The 22,615-nt window shown below is 52.7% G+C and carries 23 protein-coding genes; 10 read left to right on the top strand and 13 right to left on the bottom strand.

The window, feature by feature from the left end:
* Positions 1-65 precede the first annotated feature (65 nt).
* Entirely contained in the window at positions 66-455 is a 390-nt protein-coding gene (locus L1X57_RS05995; protein ID WP_009723285.1) for a RidA family protein, read from the top strand.
* A 171-nt stretch (positions 456-626) separates the two neighbouring features.
* On the opposite strand, the gene L1X57_RS06000 is transcribed toward L1X57_RS05995, so the two are convergent.
* A complete protein-coding gene (locus tag L1X57_RS06000; protein ID WP_009723284.1) occupies positions 627-1,508 on the bottom strand; it encodes an SDR family oxidoreductase in 882 nt (293 codons plus the stop codon).
* Between the two features lie 149 nt (positions 1,509-1,657).
* Between L1X57_RS06000 and L1X57_RS06005 the strand changes: the two genes are divergently transcribed.
* On the top strand, positions 1,658-2,587 hold the full coding sequence (locus L1X57_RS06005) for a hydrogen peroxide-inducible genes activator (protein WP_009723283.1): 930 nt from the start codon (positions 1,658-1,660) through the stop codon (positions 2,585-2,587).
* The gene (gene recG, locus L1X57_RS06010; protein WP_009723282.1) at positions 2,584-4,662 is read left to right on the top strand and encodes an ATP-dependent DNA helicase RecG; all 2,079 of its coding nucleotides are present in this window, start codon (positions 2,584-2,586) and stop codon (positions 4,660-4,662) included. Before L1X57_RS06005 ends, recG begins: the two co-directional genes overlap by 4 nt.
* Before the next feature lie 15 nt (positions 4,663-4,677).
* Here the strand turns inward: recG and yccS are convergent, their stop codons facing one another.
* The 4 genes from yccS to L1X57_RS06030 all read right to left on the bottom strand — a co-directional run bounded on the left by yccS (position 4,678) and on the right by L1X57_RS06030 (position 9,067).
* The gene (gene yccS / locus L1X57_RS06015) at positions 4,678-6,909 is read right to left on the bottom strand and encodes a YccS family putative transporter (RefSeq protein ID WP_009723281.1); all 2,232 of its coding nucleotides are present in this window, start codon (positions 6,907-6,909) and stop codon (positions 4,678-4,680) included.
* Between the two features lie 243 nt (positions 6,910-7,152).
* Positions 7,153-7,509 carry a hypothetical protein gene (locus tag L1X57_RS06020; RefSeq protein ID WP_009723280.1) on the bottom strand — a complete coding sequence of 119 codons (357 nt, stop codon included), beginning with the start codon at positions 7,507-7,509 and terminating at the stop codon, positions 7,153-7,155.
* Positions 7,509-7,781, bottom strand: a complete 273-nt coding sequence (locus L1X57_RS06025) for an HU family DNA-binding protein (protein WP_009723279.1) — start codon at positions 7,779-7,781, stop codon at positions 7,509-7,511. Before L1X57_RS06025 ends, L1X57_RS06020 begins: the two co-directional genes overlap by 1 nt.
* Before the next feature lie 92 nt (positions 7,782-7,873).
* Entirely contained in the window at positions 7,874-9,067 is a 1,194-nt protein-coding gene (locus L1X57_RS06030) for an NAD(P)/FAD-dependent oxidoreductase (RefSeq protein ID WP_039869065.1), read from the bottom strand.
* Between the two features lie 87 nt (positions 9,068-9,154).
* Between L1X57_RS06030 and L1X57_RS06035 the strand changes: the two genes are divergently transcribed.
* The 6 genes from L1X57_RS06035 to L1X57_RS06060 all read left to right on the top strand — a co-directional run bounded on the left by L1X57_RS06035 (position 9,155) and on the right by L1X57_RS06060 (position 14,208).
* On the top strand, positions 9,155-9,736 hold the full coding sequence (locus L1X57_RS06035; protein WP_234667963.1) for a chorismate--pyruvate lyase family protein: 582 nt from the start codon (positions 9,155-9,157) through the stop codon (positions 9,734-9,736).
* Between the two features lie 34 nt (positions 9,737-9,770).
* Complete coding sequence (gene ubiA / locus L1X57_RS06040) at positions 9,771-10,661, top strand: 4-hydroxybenzoate octaprenyltransferase (protein WP_009723275.1); 891 nt, start codon at positions 9,771-9,773, stop codon at positions 10,659-10,661.
* Positions 10,662-10,757: 96 nt separating this feature from the next.
* The gene (gene phoB, locus L1X57_RS06045) at positions 10,758-11,447 is read left to right on the top strand and encodes a phosphate regulon transcriptional regulator PhoB (protein ID WP_009723274.1); all 690 of its coding nucleotides are present in this window, start codon (positions 10,758-10,760) and stop codon (positions 11,445-11,447) included.
* Between the two features lie 2 nt (positions 11,448-11,449).
* Entirely contained in the window at positions 11,450-12,757 is a 1,308-nt protein-coding gene (gene phoR, locus L1X57_RS06050) for a phosphate regulon sensor histidine kinase PhoR (protein ID WP_009723273.1), read from the top strand.
* Positions 12,758-13,056: 299 nt separating this feature from the next.
* Positions 13,057-13,359, top strand: coding sequence for a hypothetical protein (locus L1X57_RS06055; RefSeq protein WP_009723272.1), 303 nt, complete (start codon positions 13,057-13,059; stop codon positions 13,357-13,359).
* Positions 13,360-13,887: 528 nt separating this feature from the next.
* Positions 13,888-14,208 (top strand): hypothetical protein, encoded by a 321-nt coding sequence (locus tag L1X57_RS06060; RefSeq protein ID WP_009723271.1) that lies wholly within the window; start codon positions 13,888-13,890, stop codon positions 14,206-14,208.
* 102 nt (positions 14,209-14,310) lie between these two features.
* Here the strand turns inward: L1X57_RS06060 and L1X57_RS06065 are convergent, their stop codons facing one another.
* The 7 genes from L1X57_RS06065 to L1X57_RS06095 all read right to left on the bottom strand — a co-directional run bounded on the left by L1X57_RS06065 (position 14,311) and on the right by L1X57_RS06095 (position 20,877).
* Positions 14,311-14,790: a copper chaperone PCu(A)C gene (locus tag L1X57_RS06065; RefSeq protein ID WP_009723270.1), complete on the bottom strand. Its 480-nt coding sequence runs from the start codon at positions 14,788-14,790 to the stop codon at positions 14,311-14,313.
* A gap of 126 nt (positions 14,791-14,916) precedes the next feature.
* Positions 14,917-15,651 carry a sulfate transporter CysZ gene (gene cysZ / locus L1X57_RS06070; RefSeq protein WP_009723269.1) on the bottom strand — a complete coding sequence of 245 codons (735 nt, stop codon included), beginning with the start codon at positions 15,649-15,651 and terminating at the stop codon, positions 14,917-14,919.
* A 68-nt stretch (positions 15,652-15,719) separates the two neighbouring features.
* Positions 15,720-16,445, bottom strand: a complete 726-nt coding sequence (gene phoU, locus L1X57_RS06075) for a phosphate signaling complex protein PhoU (protein WP_009723268.1) — start codon at positions 16,443-16,445, stop codon at positions 15,720-15,722.
* Between the two features lie 30 nt (positions 16,446-16,475).
* Entirely contained in the window at positions 16,476-17,291 is an 816-nt protein-coding gene (gene pstB, locus L1X57_RS06080) for a phosphate ABC transporter ATP-binding protein PstB (protein ID WP_009723267.1), read from the bottom strand.
* The gene (pstA, locus tag L1X57_RS06085) at positions 17,285-18,709 is read right to left on the bottom strand and encodes a phosphate ABC transporter permease PstA (protein WP_009723266.1); all 1,425 of its coding nucleotides are present in this window, start codon (positions 18,707-18,709) and stop codon (positions 17,285-17,287) included. Before pstA ends, pstB begins: the two co-directional genes overlap by 7 nt.
* A complete protein-coding gene (locus L1X57_RS06090; protein ID WP_009723265.1) occupies positions 18,709-19,827 on the bottom strand; it encodes an ABC transporter permease subunit in 1,119 nt (372 codons plus the stop codon). The genes pstA and L1X57_RS06090 overlap by 1 nt, the downstream gene beginning before the upstream one ends.
* Positions 19,828-19,923: 96 nt before the next feature.
* Positions 19,924-20,877 carry a PstS family phosphate ABC transporter substrate-binding protein gene (locus L1X57_RS06095; RefSeq protein WP_009723264.1) on the bottom strand — a complete coding sequence of 318 codons (954 nt, stop codon included), beginning with the start codon at positions 20,875-20,877 and terminating at the stop codon, positions 19,924-19,926.
* Positions 20,878-20,961: 84 nt separating this feature from the next.
* On the opposite strand from L1X57_RS06095, the gene L1X57_RS06100 reads away from it, so the two are divergent.
* Positions 20,962-21,375, top strand: coding sequence for an acyl-CoA thioesterase (locus L1X57_RS06100; RefSeq protein WP_009723263.1), 414 nt, complete (start codon positions 20,962-20,964; stop codon positions 21,373-21,375).
* A gap of 79 nt (positions 21,376-21,454) precedes the next feature.
* On the opposite strand, the gene L1X57_RS06105 is transcribed toward L1X57_RS06100, so the two are convergent.
* Complete coding sequence (locus L1X57_RS06105; protein ID WP_009723262.1) at positions 21,455-22,543, bottom strand: TRAP transporter substrate-binding protein; 1,089 nt, start codon at positions 22,541-22,543, stop codon at positions 21,455-21,457.
* Positions 22,544-22,615: the final 72 nt, after the last annotated feature.

A 22,615-nucleotide genomic window follows, 5' to 3' on the forward strand; every position in this document is an offset into this window, starting at 1 on the left:
ACCACTATATCTATAACGATATCATATTTATAACGACATCTATCACGACAGGAGCATGCTATCTCATGAGCAACAAAGCGGTTATTAACACTGATAAAGCCCCCGCTGCAATCGGCCCTTATTCTCAAGCAATTAAGGCTGGCAACACGGTGTATCTTTCGGGTCAGATCCCACTGAACCCGGCGACGATGGAAATTGTCTCTGACGACTTTGAGGCGCAAGCACGTCAGGTATTTACCAACCTGCAGGCGGTCTGTGAAGAAGCGGCCGGCACGCTTGGTGATATCGTTAAGCTCAACTTATACCTTGTTGATCTGGATAACTTTGCAATCGTGAACAAGGTGATGGAAGAGTTCTTCTCGTCGCCTTTCCCTGCCCGTGCAGCGGTCGGTGTCAAAGCGCTGCCTAAAGGCAGCCAAGTGGAAGCAGAAGCCGTGATGGTCATTGGCGACTAAGCCACTGGGTCCACTGTTTCCAGCAAAACGAGCGAGCACTCTATTATCAAGTGCTCGCTCTTTTTTTGAGGGTAGTACTAGCAAACAAGTACTAGCAAACAAGTACTAATAGATAAGTACTGATAAATAAGCACAAAAAATCAGTGCGAAGCAAAATTAATGCCGAACAGATTAGGCTTTCTGTGGTGCTAAGAAGCCGCCTTCTTTTAGCACCTGCGCGTAGCCTTCTTTGTAGGTCGGATAGCGAAATTCATAGCCCGTTTCACGGATACGGCTATTATCGCAGCGTTTACTGGTTCGACGGCGCAGCGGCGACTGCATGGTCTCGGTAGATTCAACCTTGAGCTGTTTGGCTAACCACGCCATCACGTTATGCAGGGTGACGGGCTCGCAGTCGCTGCCTAGGTAAAGGTCAGCTAGTGGAGCGCCTTTTTCCTGACAGCGAATTAAGTGCGCCAAAATACCGGTGCAGTCATCACGGTGAATACGGTTGGAATAGCTGACCGGCGTGACTGCAGCGATGCGGCCTTCCGCGACCTGATGAATCAAACGATCACGGCCAGGGCCATAAATCCCGGAAAAGCGCACCACCGTGCCGGGAATCGTATGGTTAATCAGCGCTTGTTCGGCATCACACATCAGCTTGCCAGAAAAGCTTGTTGATCCGGTTGGGCTGTCTTCGCTAACGACCTCGCCTTCCTGCTGGCCATAGACGCTGGTCGACGACACAAAAAAGATGCGTTTCGGCGGGGTCTTATGTTGTTCCAGCACGCCAAGCACACGATTGAGGCCATCCGGATAGGCGCTTTGGTAAGCACTTTCCTCGAAACGATCAGCGCTGACGGTATAAATAACGTAGTCAGCGCGAGGCAGTGCGTTAGCACCGGCACCTTCAAGATCGTTAAGATCAAGCGCTAATGGCTCAATGCCGGTGTCTTTTAATACCTCGACCTGACGGCGTACGCCGATAACGTGATGTCCTTCACTGAGGAGCTCGCGTCCGAGTGTTATGCCGATATCTCCGCAGCCAATAATCAGTACCGTTAGCTTCACCTTGGTCACTCCTCTTGATTAATATTCCCTATCAGATACAAAGTCCCTATGAGATGTGCCATCTTCAATAGGGTTTGTTTGTCCTTTTCCATCTCGCTATCACGATGAACTGTAACGAGCTGCAACGAGAGGATGCCACTGGCACCACTATGACTTTAACAGAACTACGCTACATCGTAACCCTTGCCCAAGAGCGCCACTTCGGGCGCGCCGCTGAACGCTGCCATGTTTCACAGCCAACGCTCTCGGTGGCGGTGAAAAAGCTTGAGGACGAGCTTGATACGCCGTTGTTTGAACGTTCCAAATCAACTGTGCAAGTCACCCCGTTGGGGGAGAAGATCGTTGCTCAGGCTCAGCGCGTGTTGGAACAGAGCCGACTTATCTACGAAATGGCGAATGCTGGAAAAGACCAGTTGGCTAACCCGCTGCGCATAGGCGCTATCTATACGATAGGTCCCTACTTATTTCCCCATTTAGTGCCAGCACTGGCGAGTGCCGCACCGCAAATGCCGCTATATATTGAAGAAGGCATGACTGGTTCTTTGCGGGCGAAACTGCGCAGTGGCGAGCTGGACGTGATTATCGTGGCCCTTCCTTTCACAGAAACCGACGTGGTCACTAAGCCGATTTACGATGAACATTTTGAAGTATTGATGCCCGCTAGCCATCGCTGGGTAAGCCGCAACGCGATCCACAAAGAAGATTTGTTGGAAGAGCGACTGCTGTTGCTTGGCGAAGGACACTGCTTCCGCGACCAGATTTTAGAAGCCTGTCCGGCGATTACCCAAAAGCTTAATAGCCCCAATAATACGCTGATTGCAGAGGGGGGATCATTGGAAACCATTCGCCATATGGTGGCATCTAAATTAGGAATTACGGTACTGCCACAGTCGGCGCTGGGCACTGATCAGTATGAAAATGCCATGCTGGTGAGCCGACCCTTTGTTGAGCCCGCGCCTTCGCGCACCGTTGCCATTGCGTGGCGGGCAAGCTTTCCTCGGCCAAAAGCAATTGATGCCCTAGCCAAGGCGATTAGCCAATGCCAGCAACCTGTACACCATGCAAGCCCGTCCTCATGAGTGACCTTTCTGCACCGGTTTCGTCGCTGAAAGGGGTTGGTGAGGCGCTCGCGCTAAAGTTGGCGCGATTGGGAATAGACTGCGTGAGCGATCTGCTATTTCATCTGCCGTTGCGCTACCAGGATCGTACACGGCTAACGCCTATTGGTTTGCTGCGCGCAGGAAGTGAGGCGGTGATAGAAGGGGAAGTCACCGCTTGCGACGTTGTGAAGGGGCGCAGGCGTAGTTTGTTAGTCAGAGTGCGAGATGGCAGCGGTATTTTAAGTCTGCGTTTTTTTCATTTTTCACCCGCCCAGCAGCAACAGATGCGCCCTGGCGTGACAGTGCGCGCATTTGGTGAGGCGCGCGCAGGGGCAACAGGCCTGGAAATTTATCATCCGGAGTATCGGCTAAGCGGCGGAAGCGAAACGCCGGTAGAGGAGTATTACACGCCGATTTACCCCACTACGGAAGGCCTGCACCAAACACGACTGCGCGCACTTACCCAACAAGCGCTAGCGCTATTGCAGGGCTCCCCTGAGACGCTGCCGGAGGTGATTCCCGATGCCCTACGCCAGCGCTTCAATCTACCTGCGTTACACGCTAGCCTACAATTGCTGCATCAGCCGCCACCGGATGTGGATATAGAGCAGCTTGCCCATGGCCATCACCCCGCTACACGTAGGCTGGCACTGGAAGAGCTACTGGCTCACCAACTCAGTCTGCGTGAAGTACGGTTACGTATTCAGGCCGATGGTGCGCCGTCGCTGCCGTCGGGTCGCAGCCTGCAAACCCGCTTTTTAGCCCAACTGCCGTTTGCTCTTACGGGAGCCCAACGTCGCGTGCTGGAAGAGATTACCCTAGACCTTGCGCGGCCCGCCCCGATGCTACGGTTAGTGCAGGGCGACGTCGGCTCGGGGAAAACCGTTGTTGCCGCGATGGCGGCACTCTCGGCGCTGGCGGGCAACTGCCAAGCGGCGATGATGGCCCCAACGGAAATCCTTGCTGAGCAACACTATCGGGCGTTTAAAGCCTGGTTTGAACCGCTTGGCATCGAAGTGGCTTGGTTGGCAGGCAAGCTAAAAGGTAAAGCGCGGTTAGATGCCAAAGCCGCGATTGCCGATGGCCGTGCCCGTATGGTGGTGGGTACCCACGCGCTATTTCAGAGCGACGTACACTTCCAGTGTCTAGGACTGGCGATTATTGATGAGCAGCACCGCTTTGGCGTTCATCAACGCTTGGCGCTGCGCGAGAAAGGCGAGGCGGGTGGGCTAACACCGCATCAACTGATCATGACCGCGACGCCGATTCCCCGCACGCTGGCTATGAGTGCTTACGCTGATTTGGATGTATCGGTGATTGATGAGCTGCCGCCAGGGCGTACACCGGTTAAAACCGTGGTGGTGTCTGATGAGCGGCGGCCTGAAGTGGTCGAACGCATTCGCAACGCCTGCAGTGATGGGCGCCAAGCCTATTGGGTGTGTACGTTGATTGAAGAGTCAGAGGTACTGCAGTGTCAGGCCGCCGAAGTCACCCGAGATGAGCTGACCCAGGCGCTGCCTGAGCTTGCCATTGGTCTGATTCACGGGCGTATGAAGGCCAGCGAAAAAGTCGAGGTCATGGAGGCCTTCAAGACCGGCGAGCTCGACCTTCTCGTGGCCACCACGGTGATTGAGGTTGGCGTGGATGTACCGAATGCCAGTCTGATGATTATCGAAAACCCCGAGCGTCTGGGGCTTTCTCAGCTGCATCAGCTGCGCGGCAGGGTAGGGCGCGGCAGCACGGAAAGCTTCTGTGTGTTGCTTTACCATCCGCCGTTATCGAAAAGCTCTCGTGAGCGCCTGGGCGTAATGCGCGAAACCACCGACGGATTCCGTATTGCTGAAAAGGACTTGGAAATTCGTGGCCCCGGCGAAGTGCTCGGCACTCGCCAAACCGGTCTGGCCCAGATGAAAATTGCTGATCTTGAGCGTGACGCCGACCAGATAGAGCGCGTCACCGCCCTGGCCCAGGCGCTTCAAGGCAACACTGAGGTCACCGCCGTATTAGTGCGGCGCTGGCTAGGCGAAGCCGCCGGGCGCTACGGGCAGGTTTAGGGCGTGATGGAGCATTTAAGCAGTGGTGCTCTCTTCTTGGTGGCTCTCTACCGGAACGTCAGTTAAACGGTTGGCGGCTTCACCAAGGGGCCCTAGTTGTGTGGCAATCAGGCGTAGCTGGCTTTGAATGGGACGGTAAAGGGTAATGGCTTTTTCGTCTTCATCTGAGCCCTTCTTTTCGAGAGAATCTGAGGCATTCTGCTCCAGCTGCGCTAATAAATCGTCAACCTGATCAGCCAAGGGCGTGACGGGCTGGCGCTTGTTGAGCTGCTCTGCCAACTGCTCCAGCAGCTCGCTGATGCGCTTGGCCAGGGGTACCAAGGCAGCGTCATCCTCATCTTCAGCCAACTGATGGCGATGAGCGCCTAGGGCAGATAAATGGCTTAGCAGCGTATTAGAAAGCACTAGAAAGCGTAGGCCGCTGTCTGCGTCCTGTTTGCGATAGTGCCCCGGCTCGTGGAGCATATTGGTGAGCAGTGTTGAGAACGCTGCATCTGCATTGTGGGCATTGCGGCGGGCTAAACGGTAAGCTAAATCGTCCTGCTTTCCTTCTTCGTACTGGTGAACGATTTCATCTAAATAACGGCGGTGGTTGTTGAGAACTTTCGCGGCTTCCCGATATAGTCGGCGCCCCTGCCAGTCAGGCAGAATAAAAAATACTGCTAGCCCTGCAATCAGTGAACCCACCAAGGTATCCAATAGCCTGGGTAAGATCAGATTAAAGCCGTCGCCGACCTGGTTAAAGCTGCACAGTACCAGCAGTGTGATTGAGGCGGTGGCGATAACATAATGACGCTCGCGGTTGGCAAAAAAGCAAACGCCCGCGGCCACCGCAATCATGCTTTGAATGCTGGCCTGGGGAAACAAACTGATGGATGCCCAGCCGGCAATTAGGCCGAGTACAGTGCCTAAAATGCGCTGTGAGAGAAAACGCCGCGTAGTGGCAAAATTGGGGCGGCAGACAAACAGTGTGGTCAGCAAAATCCAAAAGCCCTGTTCAGGGTCGAGCCACTGAAGCAGCCCATAGCCCACTAAAAGCGCGGTAGATAAGCGCACCGCATGACGAAATGTGGGTGAACCCAGCGTCAAATTTAGCTGAACGCGTTTCCACGCTTCTAGCACGCTAGAGGGGGAGCGGTCGTAAAGTGAACTATCACGACGGTCATCGTCGGTATCTGGATTGTGGGCACTGGCAATCTGAGCTTCCAAGATAGACAGGTTATCGGCAAGTGCATTGAGCGGGTGCATGAGCGGACGCCATTCTGGCTTACCGCGTTCGCTTAGGTTGTCGATAGAGGCGCGTAGGTCGGCCAGTGCCTGCTCGCTCTGTTCATGCCCGAAGGGGCGATTAAGCAATAGCGATTTGGCCAGCTGGCGGCAGGCGCGGCCTTGCTGGTCTAAGAGTCGCTGGCAACGAAAGAGGACGTCATGGTGAAAAAACGCTTCAGTGAGCGCGCTATAGGGGTAGTGGGTAGAGCTTGCCCGCTCATGAATATCCTGGGCGATAAAGTAAATCTGTAAATAGCGATTTAGCTTACGGCTGCCACGTTGCCCTTCTAATCGGCGGAAAATCATTTCTTTTGCTTGGTTGAGGGCATCGACTACCTTGCCGTTTTGCCTGGCTAGCGCCACGCGACGCGCCTCTAGATCTACCCCACGGACAGGCTCAAACAGCGCAGACTTCAATATTAAAAACTCACCTAGCGCTTTATATACCCGCGCCATGCTTTGTTTAACTGGCTGCCGCGAAAAAAGGGCGCACCAAAGGATCGAGATAACCCCGTACCACGCTGCGCCTGCAAGCAACAGCAACTGCCGAGAAGCTACGTCTTCATCCACGCCACCGTGCTGCTCAATGTTGATCATTGAATAGATCGATAGGATTAACGTGCCCGACGCAATGGTCGCGTACCGCTGACCAATAGCGCCCAGCATAATTAAGGTGAAGGTAGAAACTGCCAGCCCAACTGCAAACAGCCACGGCCAGGGGAAAAGCCACTGCACGACAAACGACGCCGATGCAAAGCAGGCAAGCGTGACTACTAGCGCCTGCAGGCGTCCCTGCCAGCTGTCATCAGTTTCAGAAAGAGCGCTCGCAATAATGCCTAAGAACAGCGGAATCACCAGCGCGATGTCTCCTGCCAAACCGCTAAACAGCAGCGCCCCGCTGAACGCGATAAACACGCGCAGGCTGTAGGCGAACTTGTCTAGGGTCCATAGACGCCGCAGGGGCAATGAAATAGGCATAGAGTCTCTAATGGGTCGCTTTTTTAGACTTTAGTTTAATGCTTAGTATAGAGGGAAGAGTGTGTGCTTGTCTTTACCCGCTGTTTTCAACGGCCGTGCTCAATGGCTATACAAAACGTAACCGAGCAAGCGTGATGCTTGGCAGCGAGGGGCTGGTCAGTGAGAGCCTAGTCTGAAAGATAGCAGGGGCAATAAGAGAAATCTTAGGAAGGAACCCACCACCTTGAGGTGGCGGGTTAGTTATTACATATTTTTCAGTAGCTTTTGAAGCTTGTTCATATCGGCGGAGTCGCCCACTAGGCGGACTTCGCCAGCTACCATGCCGTCCAGAAATGCCTGTTGCGTCGGCTTTTTAAGGATTTTCAACGCGGCATCCTGATCGCGAAAACGAAGCTCAAGGTCTAGGTCAACGGGTAGTCCTTTGCCGGTATCAATGCCTTTCGAGGTCATTCGATAATACCGAGCAATACTAAGGTCTTCCGTGGCAACACCCCAGTCCAGGCCGCGCATACGCTCAAGTTGTTCACGAAAGCGCGGCTTGCGTCGCAGGGCTCTTTTAAGCAGTAAGCTCAGTAGCCACAGCGTCAGCTTGAGTTTCATTAGGAAACGGCGTCCTTAAGCGCTTTGCCTGGCTTGAACGCAACGTTTTTGCTGGCGGGAATCTGCAGGGGCGCGCCAGTTTGTGGGTTTTTGCCGGTACGTGCGGCACGCTGGCGCACGGTAAACGTTCCAAAACCAATGAGAGCGACATCTTCGCCTTTGGCAACGCTGTTAGTGATTTCGTCCAAAATAACGTTCAGGACTTGGCCTGCTTTGTCTTTGGATAGATCTGCGCTTTCAGCAATTGCGGCGGCGAGTTCAGGTTTGCGCATAAAGGTATCTCCCTATGTGAAAATCAAGCGTAAGCTCATCAGTGTTGTTAGAAGCACTGCCTAGCTTAGCCTAGCCGTGAATGCGGCGAGAATTAGCCTAGCAGCGCAGGTGCTACTCTGGAAAGCTCCACTTTCCTTCTCACGCAGCCGCCTGTCAACGCAAATCCAATCAAACGTCCGTCTTTATTTTCAGCAATCGCTGTCATTTCACCCTCTTTTCCCTCGATTCGCCACTGTGCCGGCGTGGTTGCCGGTGGGTAGGCAACCACGGGTAGCAATGCTGTTTTTACAATGACTGGCCACGCACCGAAGCTGACGCTGGTTGGGTTTCCAACGAGTGTTGACGCCAGCGCTTTTACGCTCGCTTGCAAAGGCTGCACATACATAGCGTTAATTCCCTCAACGCTAGCCACATCGCCCAACGCAAATATGTTCGGTTGAGAGGTGCGTAATTGGCGATCAACGACGATACCTCGGTGAGTAACCGCCAGTCCGGCTGCTTCAGCAAGCTGAGTGCGCGGGGCTAAGCCGGTGGCGAGTAGCGCGATGTCGGCAGCATAACGGTCGCCATTCTCAAGGCGAAGTGAGAGGGTGTTATCTGTTTCAAGCGCCAGTGTTTGCAGGTTATGCCCTAACGCAAGTTGGATGCCTGCTTCTTGGAATGCATTAGCCAGCGCCCGGCCTAGCGGTTCGGGGAGCAGACGTTGCAGCGGCGTGCTTTCTGGCGCAATGAGGGTGACTTGATGGCCACCTGCATAAAGATCATTGGCAAACTCGCAGCCCACCAGACCGGCACCGACAATTGCTACACGTGCCGGTGCTGGTCCTAACGCGGCATAAAAGCGGCGGTACTCGTCTAAGTCGTTCACCGTGAAACATCGTTTGGCGACACTTTCGGGCACGCTGAAAGGCGTACGGGGCGCCGCACCAGTGGCTAGCACTAGATCGTCATAGTGGAGCTGGTGGCCATTACTGAGTTCTACGCGTTGGTTATCCACATGCAGTTGCACGACCTGGGTGTGGGTAATCAACTCGGCATTGAGTTCCTTTGCGACGTCGCGGGCGTCACGTTGGGCGAGTTGGTCTGGCGTTAAGCGTTTCGCAAAGCCAGTGGAGAGCAATGGTTTACTATAATCATCGCCACTATCAGCACTGATAAGGGTAATGGTACGTGTATCGCCATGTCGTCGTAGGGCGCGGGCAAGGCCAATCCCCGCCATACCGGTGCCAATAATAATCAGCGCTGAACGCGAACGGGGAGATAACGGTGTCTCGTGTGCGGGCATGCAGTCACCAAAAGTCGGTGGAACAAAAGCCAGTGAGGTCACCATGTTACACTAGCTTTCTCTGTATTGACCGCCTTGGAGACCCTGGTGATCGCCCCTACTGTTCGGCAAGCCTCTCTATTTCCTCACCTGCTATTTCCTCACTGGCTCCCCGTTGCTGCGGCTCGTCCTGCGATGAGCGCTTCGTGGTGGCAGTGGGTAGCATCGACGGATTCCTTAACATCGCGGCTAACCGTTGCAGGCGGTACAAAAGCGTTTCGGGTGCAATTGCTTCGTCAAACGATTGGTTTACCCTTGCGGGATGAAGCGCTAGCACTGGGAATTGAACCACGCCGCTATGCATGGCTGAGAGAAGTGGCGCTGTGTTTGGATGATATGCCGTGGGTAGTCGCGCGCTCAGTAGCACCACTCAGCCAATTGCAAGGGAAGGGATTAGAAGGACTTGGCGAGCGCTCATTAGGCAGTTGGTTATTTCAACAGCCTGATTTGGTGCGTGGGCCGCTCTATGCCACCTGCCATCAGCCACGCTTTGTCGCCGAACAGTCAGCTTCACTTTTAGACAGCGTATGGGGGCGACGCTCAGTGTTTCAGCATAGTGGGTTGTCACTCTTGGTGCAGGAGTACTTTTTATCGACCATGGCTGATGATCTTGGCCTGCCTTCGCGCTAGGCTATCGCCAGCGTTTTCTTTTTGAGAGGTAAGCATGGATCGTTCTCTGTTGCGGCCAACGGGATGGGCCCGAGTGGCAGATTTCTTACATTTAATGCGGTTGGACCGCCCGATTGGTACTTGGCTATTGATGTGGCCCACCTTATGGGCACTGTGGCTAGCGGCAGAGGGCGTGCCTGGGCGAAATGTGCTGCTGATCTTTATTGCCGGCGTGTACGTTATGCGCGCCGCGGGTTGCGTGGTCAATGATTACGCTGACCGCCATTTCGATGGTCATGTAAAGCGCACTAAGCATCGTCCGCTAGCCACTGGCCGTATCAGTGAAACCGAGGCTCAGCTGCTGTTTATCGCGCTGGTAGCCACTGCTTTCGTTTTAGTGCTATTGACCAACTGGTTTACGGTGCTGCTTTCGATAGGCGGTGTTGTCTTAGCGTTTATCTACCCGTTTATGAAACGCTATACCCACTTTCCCCAGGTGGTCTTGGGGGCTGCGTTCTCTTGGGCGATACCCATGGCATTTGGTGCGGTATTGGGCCATGTACCGTTTGAAGCATGGCTATTGTTTAGCGCGAATGTGTTGTGGACCGTTGCCTACGATACCCAATATGCCATGGTCGACCGCGACGATGACCTTAAAATTGGCATTAAATCTACCGCGGTGCTGTTTGGTAGCGCTGACCGTTTGATAATTGGTGTGCTGCAAGTGATGACACTGGGATTACTTGCCTGGGTAGGATGGCGTGTTGGTTTAGGTGGTTTTTTCTGGCTTGGGCTAGCAGGTATGGCCGCTACGTTTGCCCACCAACAGCGGTTAATTGCTGACCGTGAGCGTGATCGCTGCTTCCAGGCATTCCTTAATAATCATTGGTCTGGATTGTTAATTTTTGCAGGTATTGCACTAAGTTGGTGGCCAATAACTGGCTAAATATCCTCTATGTCATAGAATTGTCATCAAGTCATGGTGTTATCGTCACTGACATGTCTTTGAGTTACCTTTCATTGAACACCGTGAGGCCCTGGAATGACCGCCAAGACCGTTTTGATTGTCGATGATGAGGCGCCTATCCGCGAGATGATCGCTGTGGCGCTGGAAATGGCTGACTATCGCGTGCTTGAAGCGGATAACGCCCAGGATGCCCACGCAATGATGGTTGACCACCAGCCAGATCTACTTTTGCTGGACTGGATGATGCCGGGCACCAGCGGTATTGAGCTTGCAAGGCGTTTAAAGCGTGAAGAAGCCACTGCCGAAGTGCCTATCATTATGCTGACTGCTAAAGGCGAAGAAGATAACAAGATTCAAGGTCTAGAGGCCGGGGCAGACGATTATATCACCAAGCCTTTCTCTCCCCGCGAACTGGTGGCGCGCTTGAAAGCGGTATTGCGACGTACCACCCCCCGTGGTGTCGAAGATCCTATCGAAATTAACGGCTTGCTATTAGACCCGGTGAGCCACCGTGTGAGTGCTTACGGTAAGGCCTTGGAAATGGGGCCTACGGAATACCGATTGCTGCAGTTTTTCATGACCCACCAAGAGCGTGCTTATACCCGTAGCCAACTGCTCGACCAGGTGTGGGGCGGTAACGTATATGTTGAAGAACGGACGGTAGATGTTCACATCCGACGTCTACGTAAGGCCTTAGGGGAAGCTCACCAGAGTCTCATTCAAACGGTGAGAGGCACTGGGTACCGTTTTTCCGCGCGGGTGTAACGGTGCGCCTGTGGAGCCGAGAGTTATGGCGGATTGCGTGGTTGGCTGCCCTAGGCGCGTGCCTGGGGTGGCTGCTGGGGCTGCCTGGTCTAGGATTTGCTGCGGGCTTAGCCGTTTGCTTGGTTTATCAACTGCGTCAACTGCGTGCGCTCTTTAAGTGGTTAACGCTTCATCCCCATGATGAGCCACCTGCTGCGAGCGGTATGTGGGGCGAGCTGTTCGATCGCTTGTATCGCTACCAAAAGAGCCAGCGAATTACTCAGAACCGTTTACGTGCCACCCTTGCACGTATTCAGGAATCATCCGAAGCAATGCGTGATAGTGTCGTCATGCTTGATCGGCACGGAGACCTTGAGTGGTGGAACAGCGCCGCGACAGAAATGCTGGGCCTGCAAACAGCCCATGACCGTGGCCAGCACATTACCAACCTACTTCGTGACCCGCGATTTATCAGCTACTTTAATGCGCGTAAATACGGTGAGCCGCTGACCTTAACGTCGCCCATCGATGAACGGCGTATCCTTCAATATCAAATTACCCTCTATGGTGATGATGAACGCTTGGTCATGGCGCGGGATATTACCCGCTTGCATCGTTTAGAGCAGATGCGTCGTGATTTTGTCGCCAACGTTTCCCATGAACTGCGCACTCCACTAACGGTACTAACGGGGTATTTGGAAACCTACGGCGACTTGAAAGAGCAACTTCCACCACGTTTGGGCCGAGGTATTGCTCAAATGGAAGAGCAGACGAAGCGGATGCAAAACTTAGTCAACGATTTGCTATTGCTCTCTCGGTTAGAAATTGACCAAGGTGGAGAAGATCATCACGCGCTGGCGCTGGGGCCAATGCTCGAGAGTATCCGCCGCGATGCGCTAGCGCTGTCTAATCGACAGCACAATGTTCAAGTCGTGCTTGAGAACGATGCGCGATTAGTTGGTAGTGAGCAGGAGCTGCATAGCGCTATTTCTAACCTTGTCTTTAATGCCGTGCGATATACCCCGGAGGGTAGTCAGATAACGCTTCGCTGGAAAACCCTACCGAATGGCGGTGCTTGCATTGAAGTCGATGATGACGGCGAGGGGATAGATCCTGTTCATATCCCACGCTTAACCGAACGCTTTTATCGTGTTGATAAAGGACGTAGCACGGCAACTGGTGGTACGGGCCTTGGCCTAGCGATTGTGAAACACGTGTTGCTGAGACATGATGCGCTGCTACAAATTGAATCTCTCCCTGGCGAAGGGGCCCTCTTTCGCTGTGTTTTTCCGTCATCCCGCGTTGTCGAAAGCGAACCCCACCTCGCTTAATACTGTTTGAATACATATATTGTACAAGTGTGCCATGTTGTCATATAAGAATGGTCAAATAATGCTCATGTGCCATTTTTAACCACTTTACCCTCTTAATTTGAAAGGCTTAAATCGCTTTTCCTATTTATTTTTTTCATTAAATTCATGTTTTTTAATAATTTTTATTTTATCTATGCCTTTTGGCATAGTGTCTGCAAGAGTATGGGTAAGAGAGAAAAACCACAGGAATTGGTAAGCCGAAAGGCAATCTTTCTTACCATTTAGGCAGTATTGAACAGCGATCGAGGAGACGGAATATGATGTCCAAGGAACTACTCAAGAAAGCTGGTATTTTAAGTGTAGCGTTTGGTCTAGTTGCTAGCCCCGCGGCATTCGCTCAAGAGCCAGCAGACCCAGCGAACAATATTTCCCCAGATGAGCAGCCCGTCGAGTCCCAAACCGAAAGCACAACCGGTGCAGGTAACTACGACAGCCAAGATTTGACCCATGACGAAGGCGATAATGTCAGCGACATGGATCCAGCCTCAACGAATCATGGCGATTCAGAGGCAGGCTTTGACAGCACAGATGAGTTGCCTGAAGAAAACAGCGGCATGTAACATTAACTTTAGTTACATATCTTTTCAAAAGGTATTAAAACTCTTACGCTCACGGATGAGCTATTCAGAGGCACGGATGTCAAATTGCAGGGATGCTCATAGATTCAAGGATTGAATCTTTCGACGATCAACACGCTAGTCAGGGTTAATTCCAAGGTTGGAGCCCCTCAAATGGATGGGAAGCTAGTGTTACGCATCGCGATACTAAGAGTGCTCAAGGCCCCACTTCGGTGGGGCCTACTTTTTTGTGTATAGTATTATCAGTGTCACTAGACGGGGCTGTGACGACTGATCGTTCGGTAGCTGAATCAAATATCGCCAAGAAAAAACACATGTAAAATTTATGAAGCAGTGCTTTGTTTTGTGCATATTTTTTCATATCTATTTGGAATAGTTGGATTTTATTATTTTGTGGTTTTCTCGGTGTTAAAAATGTAATTATTCTGATGAAACGTTTAGCGACTGACAAAAGAAGGTACCTTGTATCATTACACTGTCGGTTGCTCCATGCATAAGGAGTTTTTATTTATGTTGTTGAAATCATTTGTTAAAAACACTGCCGTTGTGGGCATGTCGCTGGGGCTTATCGCAAGCCCAATGGCGTTTGCGCACTCTTCTATTGAGCTGAATCAAGAACGTGCTGATAACCAAGAGATTATTCAGCCTGAATCTCGTAACACATCGGGACCTGCGACCTATTCCGCTAAGGATTTGATCAACGATAACGAGAATACTCTGATATACACTCCTTCAAGCCGAGCCAGTAAAACTGATGACAGCTCAAAAGATAGAGCAGGTTATCGCGCTGAAGAACTAAACCGTGAAGAGGGTAGCAGTACACGCTGGTAAGTGGCGCTATGGCTAAATGTGTATGATGAAACAGCTTGTTTAGTAAAAAAGCCCTGCTTCGGCAGGGCTTTTGCGATTAAGGGCTATTTTCGGTTGATTCAGTTAATGCTGGTGATGGCGATCAGCCGCTGTACTGCCTTCTTGGGCACTTTGTACCCAAACCTCTATTTCAATATCGTCTTGCTGGGCAAATTCGAGCGTAATTGGAAAGCGGTCACCCTCTACCAGTGGTTGGTGTAGGCCCATTAGCATTAAGTGATAGCCTCCACCCGGGCGCATTGTCAGCGTTTCATCCTTAGCGATTTCGATGGCACTGACGTGGCGCATTTTCATCATATCGCCTTCCATCTGCATATCATGTAGTTCAACACTTTCACTCACAGGTGTCTGCGCACTAACCAGTGTGACGGACTCTGTATGCGCCGTAATATCCAGGTAAGCAGCGCCATTTGTCACGCTGGGAGGCGTTGGCGTAGCAAAAGGATGAGCGACTCTTAACTGGTCAGTTTGAACGTCGTGAGCCGACGCAAAAGAGATTGAGCCAGTGAGGAGAGCCGTCAACCAGAGCGCACGGGTTAGCATGATCGTATTCCTTGTAGGAGCCTTATTTTCTTAACAAGGCGTATTCTTGATCTTGAGAATAATAGGGAAAGCCAAACAACCTTAAGGTAACAAATAGGTTGTGTCAGCGTTATAGCGACTCAGCCATTAGCGATGAGGCGAAATGTCGCGTGTTCCGCGGTAATGGTCGTCCCACATCAATACAGCGCCTGCCACTGCGCCGGGAATCAAGAACAAGTTGGCGAGAGGGATCCAGGTCACTAGCATAATCAACCCGCCGTAGGTGAGACTTGGCCACCACCGTTGCGATAGTCGTGTCCGCATATCGCGAAACGTTATCTTATTGTTATCCATGGGATAATCTAAATAAGTTATTGCCATGATCCAGGCGGAAAAGAGAATCCACAAGATAGGAGCTATCAGGTTTAGGCCGGGTATCCAGCTAATGATAAACAGTATCACCATGCGTGGCAGAATATAGCCGAGTTTAACTAGCTCGCGGCCTAAGGCATCGACGGCAGTTTTGGCTAGCCCGCGGTCATCGAGGGGTTCACGCCCTGTCGCTTGACGCTCTACCTTTGCCGCTAAAAAACCATAGAAAGGCGCGGCGATTAAATGGGTGACCAGGGTGAAGGTAAAAAAGATCACCAGCAGCAGGCTGATAAAGAACAGTGGCCAGATTAGCCATGAGAGCCACTCTAGCCAGCTTGGCACCATCGCCATGGCACTGTCCAGCCAGCCAGAAAAGCGATTGACCACGACGCTAAGCATGCTGGCATAAACGATGATATTGACCAGAATGGGTAGGAAAATATAGCGCCGCAGACCTTTCTGGTACACCAAGCGAGTGCCTCGACTCAGTGCTGTCATCGCATTCAACATGCTTGCTCCTTATAAAAAACGCCCAGATGGGATATCTGGGCGTATTGCAGGAGGAATCACGTGCTAGGTCAAGATTTTTTAAGTACCTGGGGGTCGATAGTGTCGGGATCGCTATGGCGGATATCTAACCCTTTTACCAAGTAGACGACGTACTCCGCCAAGTTGTTGGCATGATCACCCACGCGTTCTAAGGCACGTAGCACCCACATAATGCTAAGTACGGAGCTAATCGAACGTGAATCTTCCATCATAAAGGTCATCAGCGAGCGCATGGCGCTACCATACTCGTCGTCAACGAACTCATCTTCGCGCACAACTTGCATTGCAAGGTCGGTATCAAAACGCGCAAAGGCGGTCAGCGCGTCGCGAAGCATTTTACGTACATGCTCGCTGATATGGCGTACTTCCACTAAGCCACGAATGTTGCCACTATTTTCGCTTAACAGCAGCGCATTTCGAGCAATTTTGCTGGCTTCATCGCCAATACGCTCAAGGTCAGACGTTGCACGAATAACCGCCAACACCAAGCGCAAATCGGAAGCAGCCGGCTGACGACGCGCCAGTACTCGCGTACATTCGTCGTCAATTTGCAGTTGCAGGTCGTTTACTTGGCGGTCGTTGTCGCGCACTTTCTCGGCAAGGCGGCTGTCGCCTTCAAGTAGCGCAAAAACAGCATCTTGCACTTGTTTTTCCACCAGACCGCCCATGGCCATCAGGTGGGTTTTTAGCTCTTCCAGCTCTTGATTGAACTGGCGAGAGATATGCTGGCTGTGGGTATCGCTCGTAATATCCATTGAGCTCTCCTGACGTGATGTCTTTGGGGCCTAGGTCATGCGGCCGGTGATGTAGTTTTCGGTGCGTTGTAAACGCGGGTTGGTGAACACTTGATCCGTTGGCCCGTACTCAACGAGTTCACCGTGCTGCAAAAAAGCCGTGTAGTCAGAAACCCGCGCGGCTTGCTGCATATTGTGGGTAACCAGCACTAGCGTTAGCTGTGATTTAAGGTTACGAATCAGCTCTTCAATTTTTAGCGTTGAGATAGGGTCTAACGCTGACGCTGGTTCATCGAGTAGCAGTACATCCGGCTGTACGGCAAGTGTACGAGCAATGACTAAGCGCTGCTGCTGGCCGCCAGATAGCTGCCACGCCGAGCGATGCAGCCGGTCTTTAACCTCATCCCACAGCGCTGCCGATGTAAGCGCCCATTCGATAATGTCGTCTCGTTTTCGCTTGGGTAAGCGTTGCTGTAAACGCAGGCCAAAGGCCACGTTTTCATAAATCGACATAGGGAAAGGGTTGGGTGTTTGAAACACCATCCCAACGCGCCGTCGTAATTCGGTAACATTCATGTCCGGAGCATGAATATCCTGGCCTTCAAGCTGAATATGGCCACTGTGTGTTACCGATTCATTAAGGTCGTGCAGTCGATTAATTGCGCGTAGCAGCGTCGACTTGCCACAGCCTGAAGGGCCAATAAAGGCCGTTACACGGTGGCGCGGTAGGTCTAACGTTAGGTCTCGCAACGCCATTTTCCCCGCATAAGCGAGGTGAAACTGTGCAATGCTCAAACAACGCTGTTCGGCAGAAAAACGCGTCACGGGTGCTAGAGCCGCATTGTCGGACGATAATGACGCTAACATTCGTTTCCTCGCTGACGCCTCAGATAATGACGCAGAAATATGGCAGTTAGATTAAGCACGAGTACAATTAATACCAGCAGTAGCGCGGTGGCAAAAACTAATGGAATCGCGGCCTGCACATCTTCACCATGAAAGGCCGTATCAAATAAATGATAGCCGAGGTGCATAAACTTGCGCTCTAGGTGAAGGTAGGGAAACTCACCATCCACTGGCATTTGCGGCGCTAGTTTGGCGACGCCGACCAGCATTAGCGGCGCTACTTCACCAGCGGCTCTGGCAATGGCTAAAATCACCCCCGTTAGCATGGCGGGCATTGCCATGGGCAATACCACCCGCGTCAGCATTTCTAAACGTGTGGCGCCCAGCGCAACGGCGCCTTCCCGTTGGGCATCGGGTATGCGTGCTAGCCCTTCTTCGGTAGCGACAATCACCACGGGTAAGGTGAGTAAGGCGAGCGTTAGCGATGCCCACAGAAGGCCACCGGTTCCAAAGGTGGGAGAGGGCAGTTCATCACTAAAAAACCAGCTGTCGATAGAGCCGCCTATTCCATATACAAATACCCCAAGGCCAAACACGCCATAAACAATCGAGGGCACGCCCGCAAGGTTGCGTACGCCAATGCGTACTAAACGTGTTAAGCGGTTTTGGTGGGCGATTTCGTTAAGATAAATAGCGGCGAGAACCCCAAACGGGGTAACGATTACTGACATCAAAATAACCATTAACACGGTGCCAAAAATGGCTGGCCACACACCTCCGCCAGTATTCGCGGCGCGCGGCCCCTCGCTTAGAAATTGCCAGATGCGCTGTCCCCAGGCGATGGTTTTTTGCCCCCATGACATAGCATTCGGTGTCTGAAAATGGCTAACACTCGCCAGCGGCTGACGAAGGGTTTGGCCGTCAGCGGTGGCTAACAGTAACTCTCCGGGGGGGCGCTGGTTGACGGGAAAGGCAAGCGCATCACGGATGAAGGCCCAGGCAGCTTGTTCTGTTAGCCGTTGATCGCCATTCTCCACAGCGATTAAGCGGCCAATAAAATCACCCCATGGGGCGCGCGTTATGCGGATAAGGTCTGCTGGCTCAGCCTGCTGGTTAATCTCATCAATGGAAATCCACTGCCAGTTGCTTCCCGTAACCTCCTGATTTCCGGTGAAATAGAGCCGTTCTGTACCTGCCCCTTTGGGCAGCGTCGTTTCACGAACCGACTGTCCAATAACGATGTCACCTGACTTCAGGGTAATTTCCTCTAATGACGCTGGCCAAAAATGGCCTAACCCGCGAATCGCCAGTAGCGTTAATAATGATGCCAACATTAATAACGAAAGCGCCACGCAGGCAGCGCACAGCCACGGCCAGAGTCCGCTGCCGCTCATTTTTAAAAAACCAACTTTTGAAAAACCAGCACGCTGCCAATGCATTAGAGTGTGCTCCCTAAGCGTTGATAGCGTCGGCGCAGGCGCTGCCTGACAATTTCAGCTAGCGTGTTTACCACAAAGGTAAAAATGAACAAGGCCAGGGCTGCCAGTATCAGTAAGTGATAGGTTAGTCCGCCCGGTGAGGCCTCGGGAAGCTCAATGGCGATAGAGGCTGATAGTGAACGCAGCCCTTCAAACGGACTGGCGCTGAAGAGCGCTGTGTTGCCGCTGGCCATTAAGACAATCATGGTTTCGCCAACAGCACGGCCAGCGCCAATCATCACCGCTGAAAAAACCCCGGGAGCAGCTGTGGGTAAAGCAACTTTCCAAAGTGCTTGCCAGCGACTAGCACCCAATGCTTGGGCGCCTTCCATTAATGTGGAAGGCACATCGGCAAGCGCATCTTCTGCGAGTGAATAAATACTGGGAATCACCGCAAACCCCATGGCAATACCCACAATCAATGCATTTCGCGTGGCGTAATCAAGGCCGTAACGTTGATCCAGCAAGCGACGCAGGTCGCCACCAAACCAGTGCTGCTCAATGATGGGGGCAAGCCACATTGCCAGTAAGGCCATGCCTGCCAGCCAGGGAATAAGCCATAAGCCCGCCCAAGAAAGCGGTAGTCGTCGGCGAACCCAGGTGGCCGTTCGATACCACAGATATCCCGCTAGGGCTGCGCTAAGTGGTAACCAAATAATAATCATCAAGGTACTGGCCAGGTTTCGTTCCACCCAGGGGGCGAGTAGTAAACCGGCAATAAAACCGACGACAACGCCAGGCACGGCCTCCATCAACTCAAGCGTTGGCTTCAAACGGCTACGGAGTCGCGCGGACATAAATAGCGCAGAGTACATTGCCGCACCCAGGGCAATGGGCGTTGCGAATAGCATTGCAGCCAGTGCAGCTTTTAACGTGCCCCAGGCAAGGGGCGAGAGTTTGGCAAGGGGGAGCGTGTCGCTAAACGCGAGCAGCGGTAGCGTTTCCCAAACGAGGAAGACGCCAATTGCTAAAATGGCCAACAAAACACCGATACCACCGGCGGTAATCAGTCCGGTGGCAATACGGTCTTGTACGTGGCGCAGCGGCTGACGCGAAAAAGGTAGCCGAGGAAGAGTCATGTCGACATCATAGAAAAGCGATAGCCATCACAAAAATAAGCATGCATGGTCGAGTCTCCTTACCCTATCGTTTATTTATGACAATTAAATGACAGCTTACGGGTCTTGGCGTTGGGCATCGCGTAAGTGATCAGGAAGCGGCACAAAGCCCGCTGCTTTGACAATTTGCTGACCCTCGTCGGAAAAGATAAGTGCCAGAAATGCTTGTTCCACGGGGGGTAATGACTCGCTGGGCGGCAGGTTAACGTAAAGATAGAGATCGCGTGATAATGGATAATTTCCCTGCTGAATCGAGCGTTCATTGGGCGCAACGGCAGCCCCGTGTTCATTCACGAGGCGCAGAGCACGCACCATCGGATTTAAATGGTTATAGCCTGCATAGCCCATCGCATTGAAAGACTCTCCCACTGCAGCAATGACCGCCGATGAACCGGGGTGCTCGCTAATATCAAGGCGAAACTCGCCATCGCAAAGGGCTCTTGCCTGAAAGAGGCCATGAGTACCTGACGCCAGATTACGGCCATGCAGAGCTATTTGGCCATAGGGCCAATCCGTTGTCGGAATAAGCGTGCTCCAGCGCCGGATGGGATGGGGAGCACCGCAAGCGAGACTAGTTGAAAAAATCGCATCGACTTGTTGGAGTGTCAGGGTATCCAATGGGTTATGGCGATGCACCACGACTACTAATGCGTCCCGAGCAACACGAAGTTCAAGCGGTGGATAACCATAACGGTCAATAAACTGCAGGCGTTCTCCATTGGTCATGGGGCGCGACATTGGCCCTAGGCGGGTGGTGCCAGCCACTAAGGCGGTCGGTGCGCTAGCTGAGCCTCCGGCCTGAAACTGCAGATTGATCTCTGGATAGCGGGCGTTTAAGGCTTCCCCCCAGCGCAGTACCAGGCCCGCCATGGTGTCAGAGCCGACGGCACCTAACGTGCCGCTCACCGAAGCTGTCTGACCCCAGGCAAGATTGCCTGCCATCAGAAGCCAGCCAGTCAGAAGCAGTAGCAGTCGATGTTTCCTCACACGTCGTAAATTGTAACGCTTCAAACGACACCCCTCTTGTGATTAACTATTACCAGCCTATTGCGATGCAGCAACATCACAACAATAACCTTTTGAAGCGACCACCTTATGACACCGCTGGATACCGATTTGGACGATGTGCCTGCTCCGCAGGGGCAGCTCACCTTAAAGTTACTGGCTTCTCGGCAAGATACCAATCTCTATGGTGATATTCCGGGTGGCTGGCTAGTTAACCAGATGGACCAAGCCGCCGAACTGGCTGCGGGCCGAGAAGCAGGCGGACGCACAGCGACCGTGGCTATTGAGGCGATGGATTTTTTAAGTCCGGTGCGCGTGGGTTCTATGGTGAGTGTCTATACTAGCGTGCGGGAAATAGGCCATAGCTCGATTAAGATTGATGTCGAAGTATGGGTACGTCCACCTCAAGGCCGCCATTTGGAAGAGCGACAGAAAGTGACCGAAGCGCGCTTTGTGATGGTGGCGTTGGATGATAATGGGCGTATCCGCGCGGTACACAGCTGAGAAATCTGCTGATCATCAGCATCGAAAAAGGGCGCCTTGGCGCCCTTTTGTGTGTCGCGACTAGAAGTTGGCGGAATGCCTAGGCACCGACGTTGTCGCGGTTTTTTAGATAGGCGTATTCGCCGACATCGCTGAACGGACGCACCAATTTCTGGAAGGCCGAGTAAGATTCATAAACCCGGCGAGACTCTTCGTCATTGTCTACTTGGCGCTGGATAGCCTCTTTTGAGGATTCATACAGCGCTGCCATCACATCTTCCGGGAAGGTGCGTAGTTGAACACCGTGTTCATCGACCAGTGTTTCAAGCGCCTGAGCATTACGGTAGGCAAATTCGCTGATCATAGCGAGATTGGATGCCCGTGCGGCTTCGCGAATGACATCTTGAAGATCTTCTGGCAGGGCATTCCAGGCGTCTAAATTAACAGTGCCTTCCAGCACGGCTGTCGGCTCGTTCCACGCGGAGGTGTAGTAGTAATCCGCCACTTGGTGAAGGCCAAACGCCATGTCATTGTAAGGCCCGACCCAGTCTGCTGCATCGAGCGCACCGGTTTGCAGCGAGGTGAAAATTTCTGAGCCCGCCATATTGACGGTACTAACGCCAATGCCGTTCATCGCTTCGCCGGCAAGTCCTGGCAGGCGAAGTTTCAGGCCCTGCATGTCATCTAGGGAATTGATCTCTTTTTTGAACCAGCCGCCCATTTGCGTGCCGGTGTTGCCGACAGCGAAAGGCTTCAGGTTGTGGTTGGCGTAGATTTCATCCCACAGTTCCTGGCCGCCGCCGTGATATAGCCACGCGTTCATTTCAGTTGTGTTCATACCGAACGGTACAGCGGTGAAAAACTGTGAGGCCGCGACTTTGCCACGCCAGTAGTAGGACGCGGAATGGCCCATCTCTGCGGTACCCGCAGCGACCGCATCGAACACTTCAAGCGCTGGAACAAGCTCACCAGCGCCATGTACGCGTATGCGCATGCGGCCATTGGAGAGTTGCTCGACCCGGCGTGCGAAGTCATTGGCACCTGTGCCCAGGGCCGGGAAGTTTTTCGGCCAGGAGGTCACCATATCCCAGGTGTAGGTTTCGTTGGCGCTAGCAGTAGAAACAAAAGGCGCAGCAGCGACACCGGCGGCACCGAAGCCGGCGGTTTTCAGAAATTGGCGGCGTTGCATGGCGGGCATAACTCCGAAATTATAAGATGTTGTTATCAGCGCGCAGTGAGCGCTGTGTCCATTAGCCAGTAT

Origin of the sequence: Halomonas sp. TD01, assembly GCF_923868895.1 — a bacterium.
In the GTDB taxonomy this organism is placed as follows: Bacteria; Pseudomonadota; Gammaproteobacteria; order Pseudomonadales; family Halomonadaceae; genus Vreelandella.